The sequence below is a fragment of the Phenylobacterium sp. genome, assembly GCF_030693405.1.
GTDB lineage: Bacteria > Pseudomonadota > Alphaproteobacteria > Caulobacterales > Caulobacteraceae > Phenylobacterium.
Genome location: NZ_JAUYAW010000025.1, coordinates 32,012 through 48,018 on the forward strand (window position 1 = coordinate 32,012; position 16,007 = coordinate 48,018).

Below are 16,007 nucleotides of genomic sequence, written 5' to 3' on the forward strand. Positions count from 1 at the left end.
TGGGGCCGGAGGGTTAGATAGGGGCATGACCAAAGCCGCCGCCGCCGCGCCCACCCCCTGGGGTCTTGTGATCCTGCTCGGCGCGCTCACGGCGTTCGCGCCAATGTCCATCGACATGTATCTGCCGAGTCTGCCGCAGATCGGCCAGAGCCTGGGAGCCAGCGCCGCCCAGACCCAGGCCACGGTGGCCGCCTTCTTCGCCGGCATGGCCATCGGCCAGTTCATCTATGGCCCCGCCTCGGACCGCTTTGGCCGCCGGGGTCCGATCCTGGCCGGCATCGCCGTCTACGCCCTGGCCACCATAGCCTGCGCTCTGGCGACGAGCCCCGACATGCTGATCGCCGCCCGCTTCGTCCAGGCGCTCGGCGGATGCGCTGGCGGGGTGGTGGCCCGGGCCATTGTCCGCGACCGGTTCGATCACACCGAGACGGCCCGGATGTTGTCCCTGCTGATGCTGATCATGGGGATCGCCCCCATTGTCGCGCCGCTGGTGGGAGGCGTGATCCTGCAGGTCGCCGGCTGGCGGGCCATCTTCTGGGTGCTGCTGGCCTTTGGCCTGATCGTCGGCGCCTTTGCGCTGTTGCGGCTGGAAGAGAGCCGCTCGGAGGCCACCGCCGTCCAGGCCCGGGCGGAGAACCCGTTCGCCGCCTTCGCAGCCCTCCTGCGCCAGCGCCGCCTGGTGGGCTACGCCCTGGCCGGCGCGCTCAATGGGGCGACCCTGTTCACCTATATCGCCGCCTCGCCGGTCCTGCTGATCGAGGTCTATGGGATCTCGCCGGCCAATTTCGGCTGGGTGTTCGGGCTGAACGCCGCCGGCGTCATCGGGGCCAGCCAGGCCAACCGCTACCTGTTGAAGTATGTCGGGCCCGATCAGGTCCTGGCGCGGGCAAGCCTGATTGCCGTGGGCTTCGGGGCGCTGCTGGCCCTGGCGGCGGTGACCGGGATTGGCGAGCGCTGGACCGTGCTGCCCCTGCTGTTCCTGATCCTGGCGACCTATGGCTTCATCCAGGGCAACACCATGGCCGGGGCGCTCAGCGTCGATGCCAGCCGCTCGGGCTCAGTCTCCGCCCTGATGGGCGGGGCCTCCTTCGGGGTGGGCGCGGTGGCCGCCAGCCTGACGGGTTTGGCCTATGACGGCACCCCCGGTCCCATGGGGATCGCCATGGCCCTGGCCCTGGCGGGATCGGCGCTGGCCCTGCGGACCCTGGCCCTGCCGGGGCGCAGCTAGGCTGCGGGCTTCAGGCGGAAGGCGGCCACGGCCAGGACGAGCCAGCCGACCAGGAACATCAGTCCGCCGATCGGGGTGACGGCGCCGAGGATGCGCGGCGCGCCGAGCGCCATGGCGGTCAGGGTTCCGCAGAAGATGATCCCGCCGCCGAGGAAGAAGGGCGGCGCGATCCGGGCCAGCCACCCGCCTTGACCTGCAACAATAGCGGCGGCGAACACCGCCAGGCTGTGGACCATCAGATAAGTGGCGCCGGTGTCCATCCAGGCCTTGGCCTGAGGATCAGCAATCGCGTGGGCTCCGAAGGCGCCGAGGGCCACCGACAGAAAGCCCCCGAGGGCCGCCAGCCCCAGCCAGAATCGGTCGACACCCATGGCGTCCTCCTGCGTTATGTGGGCGCCTTGAGGCGCGCCGGCGACGGCCGCGCCAAGGACGGTGCAAGGCTGACTCAGCCCTGCGCCATAGGTTGAGGAAATCGCGCTGGGCGCAAGGAGACAGGTCATGGACTTGCGGAAGTTGGGACTGGCCGCAGCGGCGTTCACCCTGAGCCTCGGCGGCGGCGCGACCGCCGACAGCGGCAGCTTCGGCCACTGGGCCGTGGTCTGCGACAATGTCCAGGTCTGCACCGCCATGGGTTTTGGCGAACTGGGGGAGATGGGCAGTTCCGCCCTGCTGAAGCTACGCCGCGAGACGGGACCGGGCGCCGAGCCGACCATCAGCGTGATCACCGCGGGAACTGCGGCGGCCACCCTGCGCCTGGCGGTGGACGGCGCCTCGCCGAGCGGCCTGGCCGCTGTGCCCGCCACGCCGATGGCGGAGGATCCCGAGCGTCGCGTGACCGAACTGACGCCCGCCCAGACCCGCGCCCTGCTGGCGGTGCTCGTCAATGGTCGCACCCTGACCCTGATGGAGGGCCAGAACCCCGCCGCCACCATCTCCCTGGCAGGATCGAGCGCGGCCATGCGGTTCATGGATGATCGCCAGAAGCGGGCCGGCACGGTCACCGCCCTGGTGGCCCGGGGGGCGCGGCCCGCTTCGGCCGTTCCAGCGCCGTCCCAGCCGCCCGCGATCAAGGCCGCGCCCGCCGTCAGCCAGGCCCGGCTGCCCACGACCCCGTCGCCGGCCATGCAGGCGCAGCTGCGCGACTGCGACGACGACATCGCTGACCTGGGTTTTGCGCCGGAGGTGGCCAGGCTTGGCCAGGGGCGGCTATTCTGGGGGGTGGTCTGCTCCCGCGGGGCCTACAACGTCATCTACCGCCTGTTTCTCACCGATGAGCGCGGCGGCGATGTCCGCCCCCTCGAGCTCTCCTATCCCAGCGACGAGACGACGTCCGAACTGATGAACATCAGCTTCGACCCCAAGACCCAGACCCTGATGAACTTCGACAAGGGCCGCGGGCTGGGCGACTGCGGTGCGATCACCGAGTGGATCTGGACCGGCGAAGCTTTCGCCGTGGCCCATCAGGTGCTGATGCCGGAGTGCCAGGGGGTGATGAGCGACGATTGGCCGGTCAGCTACCGGTCACGCTAGACTCAGATTAGAGCCTGAGGGGCGCCAACCGCCCCACAGGCTTGACCCATGCCCTCGCTGCCCTTGCGTCTGGGCCTGTTCTATTCGGCCATCTTCGTGGGCACCGGCGCCAGCGCGCCCTACATTCCCATCTGGTTCGCCCGCCATGGCCTGAGCGGCGCCGAGATCGGCCTGATCCTCTCAGCGCCGATGATGGCGCGTGTGATCACCGCGCCGGCCATCGGGGTCTGGGCCGACAGCTTTGCCCTGCGCCGCACGCCGCTGATGCTCATGGGGGCGCTGGCCACTGTGGCCTACATCCTGCTGGCCGCGCCGTTCGGCTTCTGGTGGTGGTTCGCCGTCTGGTTCGTGGCCGCCTCGGCCATCTCGACGGTCTCGCCGCTGACCGACGTCATCGTGCTGGCCCGGGCCCGGCGGGACGGCTTCAACTATGGCTGGCCCCGGGGCATCGGCTCGGCCGCCTTCATCCTGGCCAATGTGGTCATGGGGGTGATGCTGGTTCAGGGACCCGCCGACCTGGTGCTGATCTGGATCGTCGTGGCCGCCCTGCTGACGGCGGTGGGCACCCGCTTCCTGTTGCCCCCAGATCCGGTGCGCGAGGAGGGCGGCCGCGCGGCCCTGTCGGAAAGCCTGGCCGGTCTCGGCTCCCTGGTGCGCGACGGCGGCTTCATGCTGGCGGTGGTCTCGGTGGGACTGATCCAATCGGCCCACGCCTTCTATTACGGCTTCTCGGCCCTGGTCTGGAAGGCGCAGGGGATCCCCGAAAGCCTGACCGGCGTCCTCTGGGGCTTCGGGGTCGCCGTGGAGATCGGCTTCCTGTGGTTCATGGAGCCCTGGCGGCGCGCCATCGGGCCCCGGCGGCTGCTGGTGATCGGCGGGGCGGCCGCGGTGGTGCGCTGGGGGACGCTGGCCCTGTCGCCGCCGCTCTGGCTGCTGTTTCCCATCCAGGCCCTGCATGCGCTCAGCTTCGCCGCCACCTTCATGGCCTCGCTGCAGCTGGTGGAGCGGCTGTCGACCCCGGCCAACGCCTCATCGGCCCAGACCATGAACTCGGCCTTTTCCGGCGGCCTGCTGATCGGCCTGGCCACCATCGTCTCCGGCGGCCTCTATGACGCGGTCGGCGCCTATGGCTATTTCGCCATGGCCGCCATGTCGGCGCTGGGCCTGGCCGGCGCCCTGCGGCTCTACGGAGTCAGGCGGCTGGACGGGTGAGCTCGGCGCAGAAGGCGGCGGCTGTGGCGCTCACCGCCTGGCGGATCTGGGCGAGGTCGAAGGTCGCCGTCTCCGCACACTCCCGAGCCTGGGGCACATGCAGAAAGCCTACCTTTGGGGCCGCTTTGGTGTGCAGCAGGCGGTAGAGGGTGAAGTTGCAGAGATAGTCGCCAGCATCCTCCGACAGGGTGACCGGCAGGCCCTCGGTCTCCAGGGCCGAAGCCATGGCCTGGCAGGGCGCAGTGGACGCGATCACGTCCTCACCCGCCTCGGCCACGCAGGCCGAGCCCCAGACCCGGCCGGCCTGATCGGGGCGGTCGGGACTGGCGCAGTTGCGACCCAGGGTCTCGACGCGGAAGGTCTGCGCCTCCACCGCCACGCCGACCACCAGAATGCCGCCAACCGGGCGCGCCTGAACCTCGCGCAGGATCGTCTCGGCTGCGCCTTGCCACTGAACGGGCAGGGTAAGGTAGTCGATCTCTGAGCCGGGCGGCGCCCAGCCCTCACGGGCCAGGGTGGCGATGACGGCGGCCGACGGATTGAGCGGCGCGGCCGGAAAACTGCCGAAACCGGCGAGGAGGAGGCGAGGGGACATGGAGCCAATATAGCCCACGCGGCCTTGAATGCCCCAGGGGCGCCCGACGAAACTGGCGAAAACAGTGGAGATGAAGACCATGCGCGCACTGCAAGCGGCTGAACCGTGGGGCCTGGACCACCTGACGATCGTCGAGGCGCCCGAGCCCAAGCCCGGCCCTGGCGAGGTGCTGGTGCGGATGAAGGCGGTCTCCCTGAACTATCGCGACTGGCTGATGATCAACGGCATGTACAGCCGCGGCTCGGCCACCGGCGGCTCAGTGACCCCGTTCTCGGACGGCTGCGGGGTGATCGAGGCCGTGGGCGAGGGCGTGACCCGGGTGAAGGTCGGCGATCGGGTGGCCACCCTGTTCTTCCAGGGCTGGCTGTCTGGGCCGCCGACCCTGGAAAAGGCGATGACGGCGCTGGGCTCGCCGATCCCAGGCGCGGGGCGTGAACTGGCGGTGTTCAGCCAGGAAGGTGTGTCCAAGGTTCCGGACTTCCTGACCGACCAACAGGTGGCGACCCTGCCGTGCGCGGCGCTGACCGCCTGGCGGGCCCTGTTCGAGGACGCAGACCTGCAGCTGGGCGACACGGTGGTCCTGCAGGGCACCGGCGGGGTGTCGATCTTCGGCCTGCAGTTCGCCAAGGCCGCGGGCCTGCGGGCCCTGATCACCTCGTCCTCCGACGAGAAGCTCGCCCGGGCCAAGGACCTGGGCGCCGATCACCTGGTCAACTACCGCCAGACCCCGGAATGGGCCAAGCCCGTGCGCGAGGCGACCGGCGGGGTGGGGGCGGACTTCATCATGGAGGTGGGCGGCCAGGGCACCATCGACCAGAGCCTAAAGGCCATCCGCATCGGCGGCCATATCGCCATCATCGGCGTGGTCGCCCAGGGCGGCGCCGGCATCAATCCGGCGGTCCTGATCGGCAATGCGGCGAAGATGCAGGGGGTCTTCGTCGGCTCCCGCGACATGTTCGAATCCATGTGCAAGGCGATCGAGCTCCATCGCATCGCCCCTGTGGTGGACAAGGTCTTCCCCTGGACCGAGGCCAAGGCGGCCTTTGCGGCCATGGCCGGCGGCGAACACTTCGGCAAGATCGTCCTGGAGTTCTAGGGCGCGGGAGCGGCCGGCGGCTGAGGCCGGCCGCTCTTATCTTCAGAAGATCAGCTTGCGCACGGTCAGCCGAACCGTCCGGCCCACAGGATCGAGCAGGTCCGGCTGGTAGGTGATCGGGATCGCGCCGTCGCCGGTGCGCACCTCCTGGCGGGCGTCGAAGAGGTTGTCGATCGACAGGGTCGCCCGGGCGCCGCGCAGCCAGGGATAGTCTCGCGCCCAGCGCTGGCGGCCGGGATCGGCGAACAGACGTAGGCTGACTGTGGCCAGGTCGGAGAACTCCAGATCTCCTTCCGGTGTGCTGCCGGAGATCGTGGTGGCGCTCTGCCAGTTGGCGTTCATGGCCACCCCGACACCTGCCTTGGAATAGTTGGTCTGCAGCTCCAGCTGATGGCGCGGCGAGCCGCCGCCCGACCCCAGGGCTGCGCCATCCAGCAGGTCGAGCTTGGGCATGCCGGCGCCGATCTGCACCTCATCGCGCAGGGCGAGCGTGTGATAGAAACCGACCTGGAAGACCCCGCTGCGGGGCCCGCCGCCGCCGAAGCCGCCAAAGCCGCCGCCAGGGCCGCCTGGGCCTCGACCACCCATGGCCATGCCGCCGCCGGGGGGACCCGAAGGGCCCGCGCCATCGCCGGGCGGGGGGCCATCAGGCGGACCCTCGCCGGACGGCGGGCGTTCGGCGGTTGCCTGCGCGCCGCCCCGGGCGGGGGTCTGAGCCTCGGTTCCCGCTGCGGCGGCCGGGCGGGCGGCCTCGAAGCGACGCCGCATCTCGGCCCGTTCATCGGCGGTGGGCTCTGAGCCGATCTGGCGCGAATAGGTCAGGCCCCATCGCACCTCGTCCCGGGCCTGCAGGGCAAAGTTGACCGGCCGCGCATCGATGGCGGTCAGGGCGCCCGACGTGTCGCGGGTGAAACGGTCGGGGAAGGCCGCCTCAACCTGGGTCGAGGCCGAGGGAAAGGCGACGATGGCGTCGTGGGTGCGGCTCGAGACGTAGTTGGCCTGCAGCCGCAGATTGATCTCGTCAAAAGGCTGGTAGGTGGCGCCAAGCTTGAAGACGTCCTTCTGGCCGGCGTCCAGGGTGGCCAGGCCGCCGGTGGTGCGGGCGACCTCGGTGGTCTCGCCGCGGGTCAGGTCGAAGACGCGAACCCCGGTGGTGACCGTCACGGGGTCCCCCAGCTGGTTCATGGTCGGCGCCTCGCCGCTGCGGCTGAAGGATCCGAGCAGGCGCAGCTCCGGGGTCGGCCGCCAGTTCAGGCCATAGCCCCAGGTCTCCAGGGCGCCGAAGTCGGAGACCTGCTCGACGCCCAGGTTCAGATTCGCCGACAGGCGGCCGATATGCTCGCCCAGGCCTTCGCCGGCCCGGGTCAGCGGGATGTCGAAATTGCCGCGCAGCTCGCCCACGGTCCGCGACAGATCGCTGGCCTGAAAGGCGCCGAGTCGCGTGGCCTCGCTCTCCAGTTCGGTGGCCGAGGCCCTGGCCGTCAGGGCGGTGCTGATCTGGCCGGCCGGCAGCTCCCCGAAGGCGCGATTCAGCACCAGATCGGCCGCGCCGGAGGTGGTCACCGTGCGGGCGGTGTCCTGGAAGGCCCGCCCGCCCGAGGCCCGGTCGGTATCGGTCTCCACCTCGCCGCGCTCGATCTCGGCGGTGGTCGACCACTGCCAGCCGGCCAGGGCGCCATTGGCCGAGGCCGCCAGGCGGGCGGTCTGGCGCTCAGTGTTTCTCAGCTGGGCTTCGGGTCCAAAGGGCGACAGGCCCTGGCGGGATTCGCTCTCGCTGGTCTCCAACAGGCCGTTCACCGAGAACGAGACGCCGTTGTCCAGCGGCCGGGCATAGACAGCGTTCAGGGCGACGTCGCTGGACTGGGGCTGCAGCGAGCGGAAGGCGCCTTCGCCGCCGGTGATGTCGCGGTCGCTCTCCTCGATGGAGCTGGTCCAGTTGGCCTTGCCGTCCACCGTCAGGCGACGGCCCTGCAGGATGTCGAGCCGCGCGCCGTGCGCGCCGAGGGTCTCGCCGCCGCCGGCCTGGGTCGGCGTCCTGACCGTGCCCTCCACCAGGGTGGCGCGGAACCGGGGCCGCAGGACCATGTTCACCACCTTCTGCTCGGCGGGATAGCCGTACTTCAGGGAGAGCTCCTCGGGCAGGATCTCCACCCGGGCGATGGCCTCGGTGGGCAGGTCGCGGATCTCGGAAAAGCCCGAGATGCGGCCGCCATTGATCAGAATGACGGGACGCCCGCCGCCCTGGCCGCTGCCGATCTGGGGAGAGAGCGCCTCCAGCAGTTCGCTGACGCTGGCCGCCCCATAGGCGCGGATTTCCTGGGGCGAGAGGGTGAGCTCGGGGGTGATGTCGCCGATCACTGAGCCTGCCGGCCGCGCGCCGCTGACCACGAGCTCCTGCACCTCCACATCATCATAGTCGCCCACCTCCTGAGCCATGGCGGCGGCGGACAGGCTGGCGAAGGCTGCGCCGGCCAGCAGGCTGGCGCGCAGGCGGGCGGGGGGACGACGACGGGGAGGCAGACGCAAAGCACTTAATTCCTGATGCTGACCCGGGCGGCGGGGAGACCGCCCATGAAGCTGTCACGCACGACCCCGCCATATCCGTCGCGATCACGGCGCAAGCGAGGCGGTGGCGTTGACGTCCGGGGCTGTTATGCCACCATCGGGTCTGAAGCCCTTGGGGTAGAGAGGCGTCCCGATGACCATGACCGGCGGATGCCAGTGCGGGGCCGTGCGGTTCCGCGTAGAGGGTGAGCTCGGCGAGGGCTCCATCTGCCATTGCCGCATGTGCCAGAAGGCGACGGGCGGGTTGTTCGGGCCCTATGTGGGGGCGCCGTTCGAGGCCCTGGTCTGGACCCGTGGCGAGCCCAAGCGCTTCCAGAGCTCCAACAAGGTCCGCCGCGGATTCTGTAGCGATTGCGGCACGCCGCTGACCTTCGAATATGGAGAGGGGCATGTCAGCCTGGCCATCGGCGCCCTGGACCGACCCGCCGAGGCGCGGTTGACCGAGCAACTGGCCTCGCCGGCGCAGGTCGCTGAGCTCGACGACCTTGCGAGCCTGCCGGTCCACCCTGTGGAGGAGCCTAAGGCGGCGGTCTACCTGGCGGGCATCGTGTCCTACCAGCACCCCGACCACGACACGGAGGCGTGGGAGGTCAGGGGCTAAAGGCGGACGGCGGAAGAGCCGGGATCAGGACGCCGTGGCGGTCGGTCCCGCCAAGGCCGTCTCGCGCCAGCACCCTTGCGCCCAGTGTGAGACCTTGGTCAGCAGCTCGACCATGTTGATCGGCTTGGCGACGCAATCGTCCATCCCGGCCTCGACATAGGTCTGAATCTGATCAGGCAGCGTATTGGCGGTCACGGCGATGATGGGGGTGGACGCCGCAGCGCCCTCCAGCGCCCGGATCATCCGCGTCGCCGTCACCCCGTCCATCACAGGCATCTGGATGTCCATCAGGATGACGTCCCAGTCCCCGGACTTCGCCGCCTCGACGCCGGCGCGGCCGTCGACAGCCGTCTCGCAGACGAAGCCCATGGTGGCGAACATGGCTTGGACCAGGGTGCGGTTGCTTTCATTGTCGTCCACATAGAGGGCTCGCAGACCCGTTTCGCCGCCGTTGGAGAGGCCCTGTTCGGCCTCCTCCCCGGGGATGTCAGCGGACGCCGCGGGGTGCGGCAGGGGCTGAACCGTTTGGCCCAGGGGGTCTGCGATCATCTGGTTGACCACCTCCAGCAGCCCAAGGCCTGCGCCGTGGATCCGAAGGGCCTGATCGCTGGCGGCGGTGGGCAAATCGGCGTCCGCCAGCAGCCGGGAGAAGCCGATCACGGCGTTCAGGGGCGTGCGGAGCTCATGGGACATCTCGGTCAGGAACTGTTGCCGGGCCTCGGCCATGCTGGCCTTCTGCTCGGCCGCGCTCCTGGCGATCTCAGCCTCGACCCGGAGCGTCACATCCTGCTCGTCCAGCAGGATGCAGGTGCGCCCGGTCACAGGGTCTGGCACCGGCCGGGCGCCCATATGGTGCCAACGTGGGCCGTCCCGGGTGATCACCGCGCGCAGTTCTGAGACCGAGCCCTCGGCCGCGGCCGTGAGCATGGCCTGGCCTTCTTCGGGCACAGCGAAGCGGGCGGCGAAATCACCCTCCATGTCGCCATAGGCGCGGAAGGCGGCAGGATTGGAAAAGAGCCTCGTTCCATCGATGTCGAACAGGCTGATCAGGGTGGAGGCGTGCCGCAGGGCCTCGGCGGCCCGCCGCTCCTCGACGGGGACATCCTCAACCGTGGCTTCAAACAGCAGCAACGCCTGGCCGTCGTCATCGACGAACATTGAGACAACCGCCTGGGTCGTGACCGGCTGGCCGTGCGGGAAGAACACCCAGCGCTCGCTCACCGCCGCGCCCTGGGCGGTCTGCTCCACAAGCCGCTGAATGCGGGTCTTCATGGCCGGCGATTGCGCCGAGAAGTCGCGGTCGGCCAGGGCCGCAAGGCTCTCCGCCCCCCAAAGGGAGAGGGCGGCCGGATTGGCGTAGGGCTTCTGTCCGGTCCGCGGATCATACAGCCAGACAGGCCGCCGCAACCGGTCCCATCCCGCGCCGAACCGATGTGGAGCCATGTCTGCGGTGTCCGCTGATGGAACGTGAGCCCGACCGTGGTCCTGCCAGCCTAAATTTCTGGTGAAGCTGTCCCGCCGCGCGGACAGCGCTCAGGTGGGAGCCAGGGGCTCCGGGGCGCGCCCTTCGATCAGGGCTGCGAGATTGTCGAGGCCCCAGGCCGTGCCATGTTCGCGGCCCTGCGCCGCCTCCGGGCCGCCAATCAGATAGGCGCCCTGTTCGGTGTGGATCAGCCGGGTCCCGACGTCTTCCTTGTGGAACTCCAGCGTCTGGAGGGAGACCGACAGCTTCTCACCGTTCAGGAACATGTCGTAGACCAGGATGATCCGCTGGGCCTCGACGATGTCGTGATAGATGGCCTGGAAGTCGCTGACCCGTCCGCCGGGCCAACGGGCATGGAAGCGCTCCCTGCCGCCCACCCGGAAATCGAAGTCGCGGTCCAGGGTTTCGATGTCGGCGATCGCCCCGAACCAGGCGCTCTTGGCCTCAAGGGTCGCATAGGCGGCGAAGACCCGGGCCGGCGTGGCGTTCAGCCGCCGCTCCAGCGTGAAGGTGTGATGGGTGATCGTCATGGGTCCCTCGTCTTGGGGGCGGTGTTGGCCAGGTAGGCCTCAAGCTGGTCATACTGCTGCGTCCAGAACCGCCGGCGCTCGGCGATCCAGTGCTCGACCCTGGCCATGGCCTCGCCCTTCAGGGCGCAGGTGCGCACCCGGCCGACCTTCTTTGTCGTCACCAGGCCTGCGGCCTCCAGGATCTTCAGGTGCTGGACTACCGCTGACAGGGTCATGGGCAGGGGTTCGGCCAGCTCGCTCACCGAGGCGGGGCCAAGACTCAGGCGTTCGACCATGGCCCGGCGGCCGGGATCGGCGAGCGCCTGGAAGGCGAGGTCGAGGGGGCTGTCTTGATGCTGTAGCATTCACTTAAGTTTTGCGACGACCCGGACAGGAGTCAAGCCCGACGCATCGCAGACGGCGCCCAAAACGAAAAAGGGCCGGGCGCCCTGCGGCGCCGGCCCTTCTGTCGTCTGCTTCGTCCTGACCCTAGTTCTTGGCCAGCCAGGCGACGATTTCCTCGGCCGCCTGTTCGGGCGACAGGGTGGTGGTGTCGACGGTGATCTCGGCGTGTTCCGGCTCCTCGTAAGGGGAGTCGATGCCGGTGAAGTTCTTCAGCTCGCCGGCCCGGGCCTTGGCGTAGAGGCCCTTGACGTCGCGCTGCTCGGCCACCGCCAGCGGGGTGGCGACATAGACCTCGACGAACTCGCCGTCCTCCATCAGCTCGCGGGCCATCCGGCGCTCGGCCCGGAAGGGCGAGATGAAGGAGACCAGCACGATCAGTCCTGCATCGACCATCAGCTTGGAGACCTCGGCCACCCGGCGGATGTTCTCCACCCGGTCCTCCTCGGTGAAGCCCAGATCCTTGTTCAGGCCGTGGCGGACATTGTCGCCGTCGAGCAGATAGGTGTGGCGGCCGTCGGCCTGCATGCGCTTTTCGACCAGGTTGGCGATGGTCGACTTGCCGGCGCCCGAGAGACCGGTGAGCCAGACCACGCGGCCCTTCTGGCCCTTCTGCGCGGCGCGAGAGGCCTTGGACACGTCCAGCGCCTGCCAGTGGATATTCTGGCTGCGGCGGAGCGCGAAGTGCAGCATGCCCGCGCCCACGGTCCGGTTGGAGATCCGGTCCACCAGGATGAAGCCGCCCAGGGTGTGGTTGTCCTGGTAGGCGTCAAAGGCGATGGGGGCGTCCAGCGACAGGTTGCAGACGCCGATCTCGTTCAGCTCCAGCCGCTTGGCGGCCAGGTGTTCGAGGGTGTTCACATTCACCTTGTACTTGGGCTCGGTGATGCTGGCGCCGACGATGCGCGTGCCGATCTTCATCAGATAGGGACGGCCGGGCAGCATGCCCTCGTCATCCATCCAGACGATGGTCGCCTCGAACTGGTCGGCGACTTCCGGCGGCTGGCCGGCGATGGACAGCACGTCGCCGCGGCTGATGTCGATCTCATCGGTCAGCGTGATGGTCACCGACTGGCCAGCCACCGCGCGGGGCAGGTCGCCGGTCATGGTGACGATGCGCGCCACGGTGCTTTCGCGGCCGGACGGCAACACCTTGACCCGGTCGCCAGGGGTGATGGTTCCGGTGGCGATCAGGCCGGAGAAGCCGCGGAAGTCCAGGTCCGGGCGGTTCACCCATTGGATCGGCATGCGGAAGGGCTTTTCCCGCAGGTCGTCCTCGACATCGAGAGATTCGAGGTGCGGCAGCAGGGGCGGGCCCTTGTACCAGGGCGCCTTGTCGCTGGGCTCGGTGATGTTGTCGCCCTTCAGCGCCGACATGGGGATGGCGGTGAAGGCCTTGATCCCGATCTGGGCGGCGAAGTCGTGATACTCGGCCAGGATGGAGTCGAACACCTCCTGGCTCCAGCCCACCAGGTCCATCTTGTTGATGGCCAGGACCACGTGGCGGATGCCCAGCAGCGAGACGAGATAGGAGTGCCGCCGCGTCTGGGTCAGCACGCCCTTGCGCGCATCGATCAGGATGATGGCCGCGTCCGCCGTCGAGGCGCCGGTGACCATGTTGCGGGTGTACTGCTCGTGGCCGGGGGTGTCGGCGACGATGAACTTGCGGGTGTCGGTGGAGAAGAAGCGGTAGGCGACATCGATGGTGATGCCCTGTTCCCGCTCCGCGGCCAGGCCATCCACCAGCAGGGCGAAATCGATCTCGCCCCCTTGGGTGCCGACCTTCTTGGAGTCGGCCTCCAGGGCGGCCATCTGGTCTTCGAAGATCATCTTGGAGTCGTAGAGCAGCCGCCCGATCAGGGTCGACTTGCCGTCGTCCACCGACCCGCAGGTCAGGAAGCGCAGCAGGCTCTTGTGCTCATGGGCCTTGAGATAGGCCTCGATGTCTTCGGCGATGAGTGCGGACTGGTGGGACATCAGAAATAGCCCTCTTGCTTCTTCTTCTCCATCGAGGCGGCCTGGTCGTGATCGATCACGCGGCCCTGGCGCTCGGACGTGGTGGTGAGAAGCATTTCCTGGATGATTTCGGGCAGGGTGGCCGCGGTGCTCTCCACGGCGCCCGTGAGCGGATAGCAGCCCAGCGTGCGGAAACGGACCGACTTCATCATCGGGGTCTCGCCGGGACGGAGCGGCATGCGGTCGTCATCGACCATGATCAGGGCGCCGTCGCGCTCCACCACCGGCCGGACGGCCGAGTAGTAGAGGGGCACGATGGGGATGTTCTCCAAGTGGATGTATTGCCAGATGTCCAGCTCGGTCCAGTTGGAGATCGGGAAGACCCGCATGCTTTCCCCTTGCGCCTTGCGGGCGTTGTAGAGGTTCCACAGCTCAGGCCGCTGGTTCTTGGGGTCCCAGCGGTGCTGGGCCGAGCGGAAGGAGAAGACCCGCTCCTTGGCGCGGGACTTTTCCTCATCCCGGCGGGCGCCGCCGAAGGCCGCGTCGAAGCCGTACTTGTCCAGGGCCTGCTTCAGGCCCTCGGTCTTCCACATGTCGGTGTGCAGGGCCGAGCCGTGGTCGAACGGATTGATGCCCTTGGCCAGGGCTTCGGGATTGCGGTGAACCAGCAGCTCGAAGCCCAGGGTCTCGGCCATCCGCGCGCGCATCTCGTACATCGCCCGGAACTTCCAGGTCGTGTCCACGTGCAGCAGAGGGAAGGGCGGCTTGGACGGGTAGAAGGCCTTGGCCGCCAGGTGAAGCATCACCGCGGAGTCCTTGCCGACGGAGTAGAGCATGACCGGGCGTTCGGCCTCGGCCACCACCTCCCGCATGATGTGGATGCTTTCGGCCTCCAGGCGCTGGAGGTGCGTCAGCGTATCGGCGTCGAAGCCGGGCGTGAGGCGCGATTTCGCGGCCTCGGCTTGGCGGGCGTCCATGACGTTAGAACCTTGCATGGGTGGAATCTGGGCCTGAATGGTGCTGCGACGTACAAAGTAATTCCGCCCGCCGTTGGTGTTCGGCGCGCGCACTGGCCCTTTACCGGTCAGTTAAGGGACAGCGGCGCCCAAAGCAAGAACAGGCGCAACCTCCAGTTCAAGTTCCAGGCCAGACCGGTGAGCGGCGCCGTCCCATAGCGCGTCAATCGCACAGTCCGATGACGCAGGCGCCCGATCTGGGCGCGGGGCGATCAGCCCAGGGCGGCGTTGACGGCGCCCTTCTCAGCGCTGGCGCTCTGGTCCAGGGCTTCGCTGATCCCGGCGAGCAGGCGTTCGGGCGTGATGGGCTTGGCCAGATGCAGGTCCGCGCCGGCCCGCACGGCGTCCTGCCGATGGTGGTCCATGGCGTTGGCGCTGAGCATGGCGATCGGGGTCCGCGGACGTCCCGGGGACTGGGCTTCCAGGCGGCGGATCTCGATGATGGCGCTCAGCCCGTCCATCACCGGCATCTGCATGTCCATCAGGATCAGATCGAACGCGCCCGTTCGCCAGGCGTCCAGGCCCAGGGCGCCGTTGTCGGCCACGGTGAGGGCGATATCGAATGGGGCCAGGATCAGCTGCACCACCCGCTGATTTGTGGGGTTGTCCTCTACCAGCAGGATCCGCAAGGGGGCGTCTGCGGCGTCGCTCTCCAAGACCGGGGTCCCGGCTTCCGGGGCCGTGGGCCCCGCCTCGATCTGCTCGAGGGGGAGGGTGACGGTGAAGCGGCTACCCTGGCCGGGCTGGGACTTCACCGCGATCGACCCGCCCATCAGGTCGACCAGGGACTTGGTGATCGACAGGCCAAGGCCGGTGCCGCCGAACCGCCGCGTAATGCCGGCGTCGGCCTGCTGGAACCGCTGGAAGAGGGTGTCGCCGATCTCTTCGTCGAAGCCAATGCCGGTGTCGCGCACCTCGAAGGTCAGGCCGCCGGCGGTCCTGGCCACGGTGAGGCGGACCTCGCCCTGTTCGGTGAACTTGATGGCGTTGCCGGTGAGGTTGCCGAGCACCTGCTTGAGCCGCACGGCGTCGCCCATATAGCGGCCGTCCAGGTCGGGCGGGCAGTCCAGGTGGAAGTCCAGGCCCTTCTCCCGGGCGCGAAGGCGGATCATGTCGATCAGGCCGCCGAATTCCTCGAACAGTTGGAACGGCCGCGCCTCCAGGGTCAGGCCGCCAGCCTGGACCTTGGACAGGTCGAGGATATCGGAGACCAGGCGTTCCAGCATCGCGCCGGAGGACTGGATCAGGTCGACCATCTCCCGCTGGTCGGCGTTGAGCGGCGTGCGGCCGAGCACCCCGGCCACGGCGATCACCCCGTTCAGGGGCGTGCGGATCTCGTGGCTGACATTGGCCAGGAAGTCGGCCTTCACCTGAACCGCCTGCTGCGCGGCCAGTCTGGCCTTGGGCACCTCGGCCTCATAGGCGCGTTTGCTGGCGGCCGGGCCCAGCGCCATGACGATCTCGCTGGGACGACCCTCCTCGTTCAGCCGCTGCACGGCGTTGAGCAGGACGGGAATGCGCACACGATCACGGCGAACGATGTCGAGGGCGAACTCCTCCAGCCGTCCGGTCAGGGCGAGTTCCTGCTGCAGCCGGGTCTGGAGGAATATCTTTCCGGCGACGCTGAGCAACTGATGGAGCTTCAGCCCGGCGTCGATGTCCGCCTGGGTCGCCCCCACCAGGTCGAGGAGGTAGGGGTTGGCCTGCAAGATGTCGAAGGACGGGCTGAGCCGCACGAGGCCGTAGGGGGCGAGATCGCTCAGGTCGCCCTGGGGCGCGGCGGGGATCGACATGCGATAGCTCTCAGGCGGCCC

At 68.8% G+C, this 16,007-nt stretch carries 14 protein-coding genes; 5 read left to right on the forward strand and 9 right to left on the reverse strand.

The genetic code is table 11. From position 1 onward, the window contains the following. The first annotated feature begins 25 nt into the window (after positions 1–25). The gene (locus Q8N19_RS04995; RefSeq protein WP_305285347.1) at positions 26–1,228 is read left to right on the forward strand and encodes a multidrug effflux MFS transporter; all 1,203 of its coding nucleotides are present in this window, start codon (positions 26–28) and stop codon (positions 1,226–1,228) included. Here Q8N19_RS04995 and Q8N19_RS05000 read toward each other — a convergent pair. Beyond that, positions 1,225–1,599 (reverse strand): DUF423 domain-containing protein, encoded by a 375-nt coding sequence (locus tag Q8N19_RS05000; protein ID WP_305285346.1) that lies wholly within the window; start codon positions 1,597–1,599, stop codon positions 1,225–1,227. The two genes, Q8N19_RS04995 and Q8N19_RS05000, sit on opposite strands and share 4 nt — an antisense overlap. Before the next feature lie 127 nt (positions 1,600–1,726). On the opposite strand from Q8N19_RS05000, the gene Q8N19_RS05005 reads away from it, so the two are divergent. Continuing rightward, a complete protein-coding gene (locus Q8N19_RS05005) occupies positions 1,727–2,758 on the forward strand; it encodes a DUF1176 domain-containing protein (protein ID WP_305285345.1) in 1,032 nt (343 codons plus the stop codon). Between the two features lie 48 nt (positions 2,759–2,806). Then, a complete protein-coding gene (locus tag Q8N19_RS05010) occupies positions 2,807–3,970 on the forward strand; it encodes an MFS transporter (RefSeq protein WP_305285343.1) in 1,164 nt (387 codons plus the stop codon). On the opposite strand, the gene Q8N19_RS05015 is transcribed toward Q8N19_RS05010, so the two are convergent. Next, the gene (locus Q8N19_RS05015; protein WP_305285341.1) at positions 3,951–4,565 is read right to left on the reverse strand and encodes a hypothetical protein; all 615 of its coding nucleotides are present in this window, start codon (positions 4,563–4,565) and stop codon (positions 3,951–3,953) included. The genes Q8N19_RS05010 and Q8N19_RS05015 overlap by 20 nt on opposite strands. A gap of 79 nt (positions 4,566–4,644) precedes the next feature. Between Q8N19_RS05015 and Q8N19_RS05020 the strand changes: the two genes are divergently transcribed. After that, positions 4,645–5,661 (forward strand): NAD(P)-dependent alcohol dehydrogenase, encoded by a 1,017-nt coding sequence (locus Q8N19_RS05020; RefSeq protein ID WP_305285340.1) that lies wholly within the window; start codon positions 4,645–4,647, stop codon positions 5,659–5,661. 42 nt (positions 5,662–5,703) lie between these two features. Here the strand turns inward: Q8N19_RS05020 and Q8N19_RS05025 are convergent, their stop codons facing one another. Beyond that, on the reverse strand, positions 5,704–8,187 hold the full coding sequence (locus tag Q8N19_RS05025; RefSeq protein ID WP_305285339.1) for a TonB-dependent receptor: 2,484 nt from the start codon (positions 8,185–8,187) through the stop codon (positions 5,704–5,706). A 172-nt stretch (positions 8,188–8,359) separates the two neighbouring features. On the opposite strand from Q8N19_RS05025, the gene Q8N19_RS05030 reads away from it, so the two are divergent. Beyond that, positions 8,360–8,827, forward strand: a complete 468-nt coding sequence (locus tag Q8N19_RS05030; protein WP_305285338.1) for a GFA family protein — start codon at positions 8,360–8,362, stop codon at positions 8,825–8,827. 24 nt (positions 8,828–8,851) lie between these two features. Here the strand turns inward: Q8N19_RS05030 and Q8N19_RS05035 are convergent, their stop codons facing one another. From Q8N19_RS05035 to Q8N19_RS05060, 6 genes are all read right to left on the reverse strand, one after another. Then, positions 8,852–10,270: a response regulator gene (locus Q8N19_RS05035; protein WP_305285337.1), complete on the reverse strand. Its 1,419-nt coding sequence runs from the start codon at positions 10,268–10,270 to the stop codon at positions 8,852–8,854. A 90-nt stretch (positions 10,271–10,360) separates the two neighbouring features. Next, the gene (locus tag Q8N19_RS05040) at positions 10,361–10,840 is read right to left on the reverse strand and encodes an SRPBCC domain-containing protein (protein ID WP_305285336.1); all 480 of its coding nucleotides are present in this window, start codon (positions 10,838–10,840) and stop codon (positions 10,361–10,363) included. Next, positions 10,837–11,184, reverse strand: coding sequence for a helix-turn-helix transcriptional regulator (locus Q8N19_RS05045; RefSeq protein ID WP_305285334.1), 348 nt, complete (start codon positions 11,182–11,184; stop codon positions 10,837–10,839). The genes Q8N19_RS05040 and Q8N19_RS05045 overlap by 4 nt, the downstream gene beginning before the upstream one ends. A gap of 124 nt (positions 11,185–11,308) precedes the next feature. Next, positions 11,309–13,198: a sulfate adenylyltransferase subunit CysN gene (cysN, locus tag Q8N19_RS05050; RefSeq protein WP_305588525.1), complete on the reverse strand. Its 1,890-nt coding sequence runs from the start codon at positions 13,196–13,198 to the stop codon at positions 11,309–11,311. Continuing rightward, positions 13,198–14,154, reverse strand: a complete 957-nt coding sequence (cysD, locus tag Q8N19_RS05055) for a sulfate adenylyltransferase subunit CysD (RefSeq protein ID WP_305588526.1) — start codon at positions 14,152–14,154, stop codon at positions 13,198–13,200. The genes cysN and cysD overlap by 1 nt, the downstream gene beginning before the upstream one ends. Positions 14,155–14,405: 251 nt before the next feature. Then, positions 14,406–16,007 (reverse strand): ATP-binding protein (locus Q8N19_RS05060; protein WP_305588527.1); only part of this gene is annotated, 1,602 nt, incomplete at its 5' end.

Excerpts from the sequence above, each read along its gene's own strand:
- Q8N19_RS05020 (WP_305285340.1), top strand. The coding sequence starts at position 4,645 with ATGCGCGCACTGCAAGCGGCTGAACCGTGGGGCCTGGACCACCTGACG.
- Q8N19_RS05000 (WP_305285346.1), bottom strand. The coding sequence starts at position 1,599 with ATGGGTGTCGACCGATTCTGGCTGGGGCTGGCGGCCCTCGGGGGCTTT.
- cysD (WP_305588526.1), bottom strand. The coding sequence starts at position 14,154 with ATGGACGCCCGCCAAGCCGAGGCCGCGAAATCGCGCCTCACGCCCGGC.
- Q8N19_RS05045 (WP_305285334.1), bottom strand. The coding sequence starts at position 11,184 with ATGCTACAGCATCAAGACAGCCCCCTCGACCTCGCCTTCCAGGCGCTC.
- Q8N19_RS05040 (WP_305285336.1), bottom strand. The coding sequence starts at position 10,840 with ATGACGATCACCCATCACACCTTCACGCTGGAGCGGCGGCTGAACGCC.
- Q8N19_RS04995 (WP_305285347.1), top strand. The coding sequence starts at position 26 with ATGACCAAAGCCGCCGCCGCCGCGCCCACCCCCTGGGGTCTTGTGATC.
- Q8N19_RS05030 (WP_305285338.1), top strand. The coding sequence starts at position 8,360 with ATGACCATGACCGGCGGATGCCAGTGCGGGGCCGTGCGGTTCCGCGTA.
- Q8N19_RS05010 (WP_305285343.1), top strand. The coding sequence starts at position 2,807 with ATGCCCTCGCTGCCCTTGCGTCTGGGCCTGTTCTATTCGGCCATCTTC.
- Q8N19_RS05005 (WP_305285345.1), top strand. The coding sequence starts at position 1,727 with ATGGACTTGCGGAAGTTGGGACTGGCCGCAGCGGCGTTCACCCTGAGC.
- Q8N19_RS05015 (WP_305285341.1), bottom strand. The coding sequence starts at position 4,565 with ATGTCCCCTCGCCTCCTCCTCGCCGGTTTCGGCAGTTTTCCGGCCGCG.
- cysN (WP_305588525.1), bottom strand. The coding sequence starts at position 13,198 with ATGTCCCACCAGTCCGCACTCATCGCCGAAGACATCGAGGCCTATCTC.
- Q8N19_RS05035 (WP_305285337.1), bottom strand. The coding sequence starts at position 10,270 with ATGGCTCCACATCGGTTCGGCGCGGGATGGGACCGGTTGCGGCGGCCT.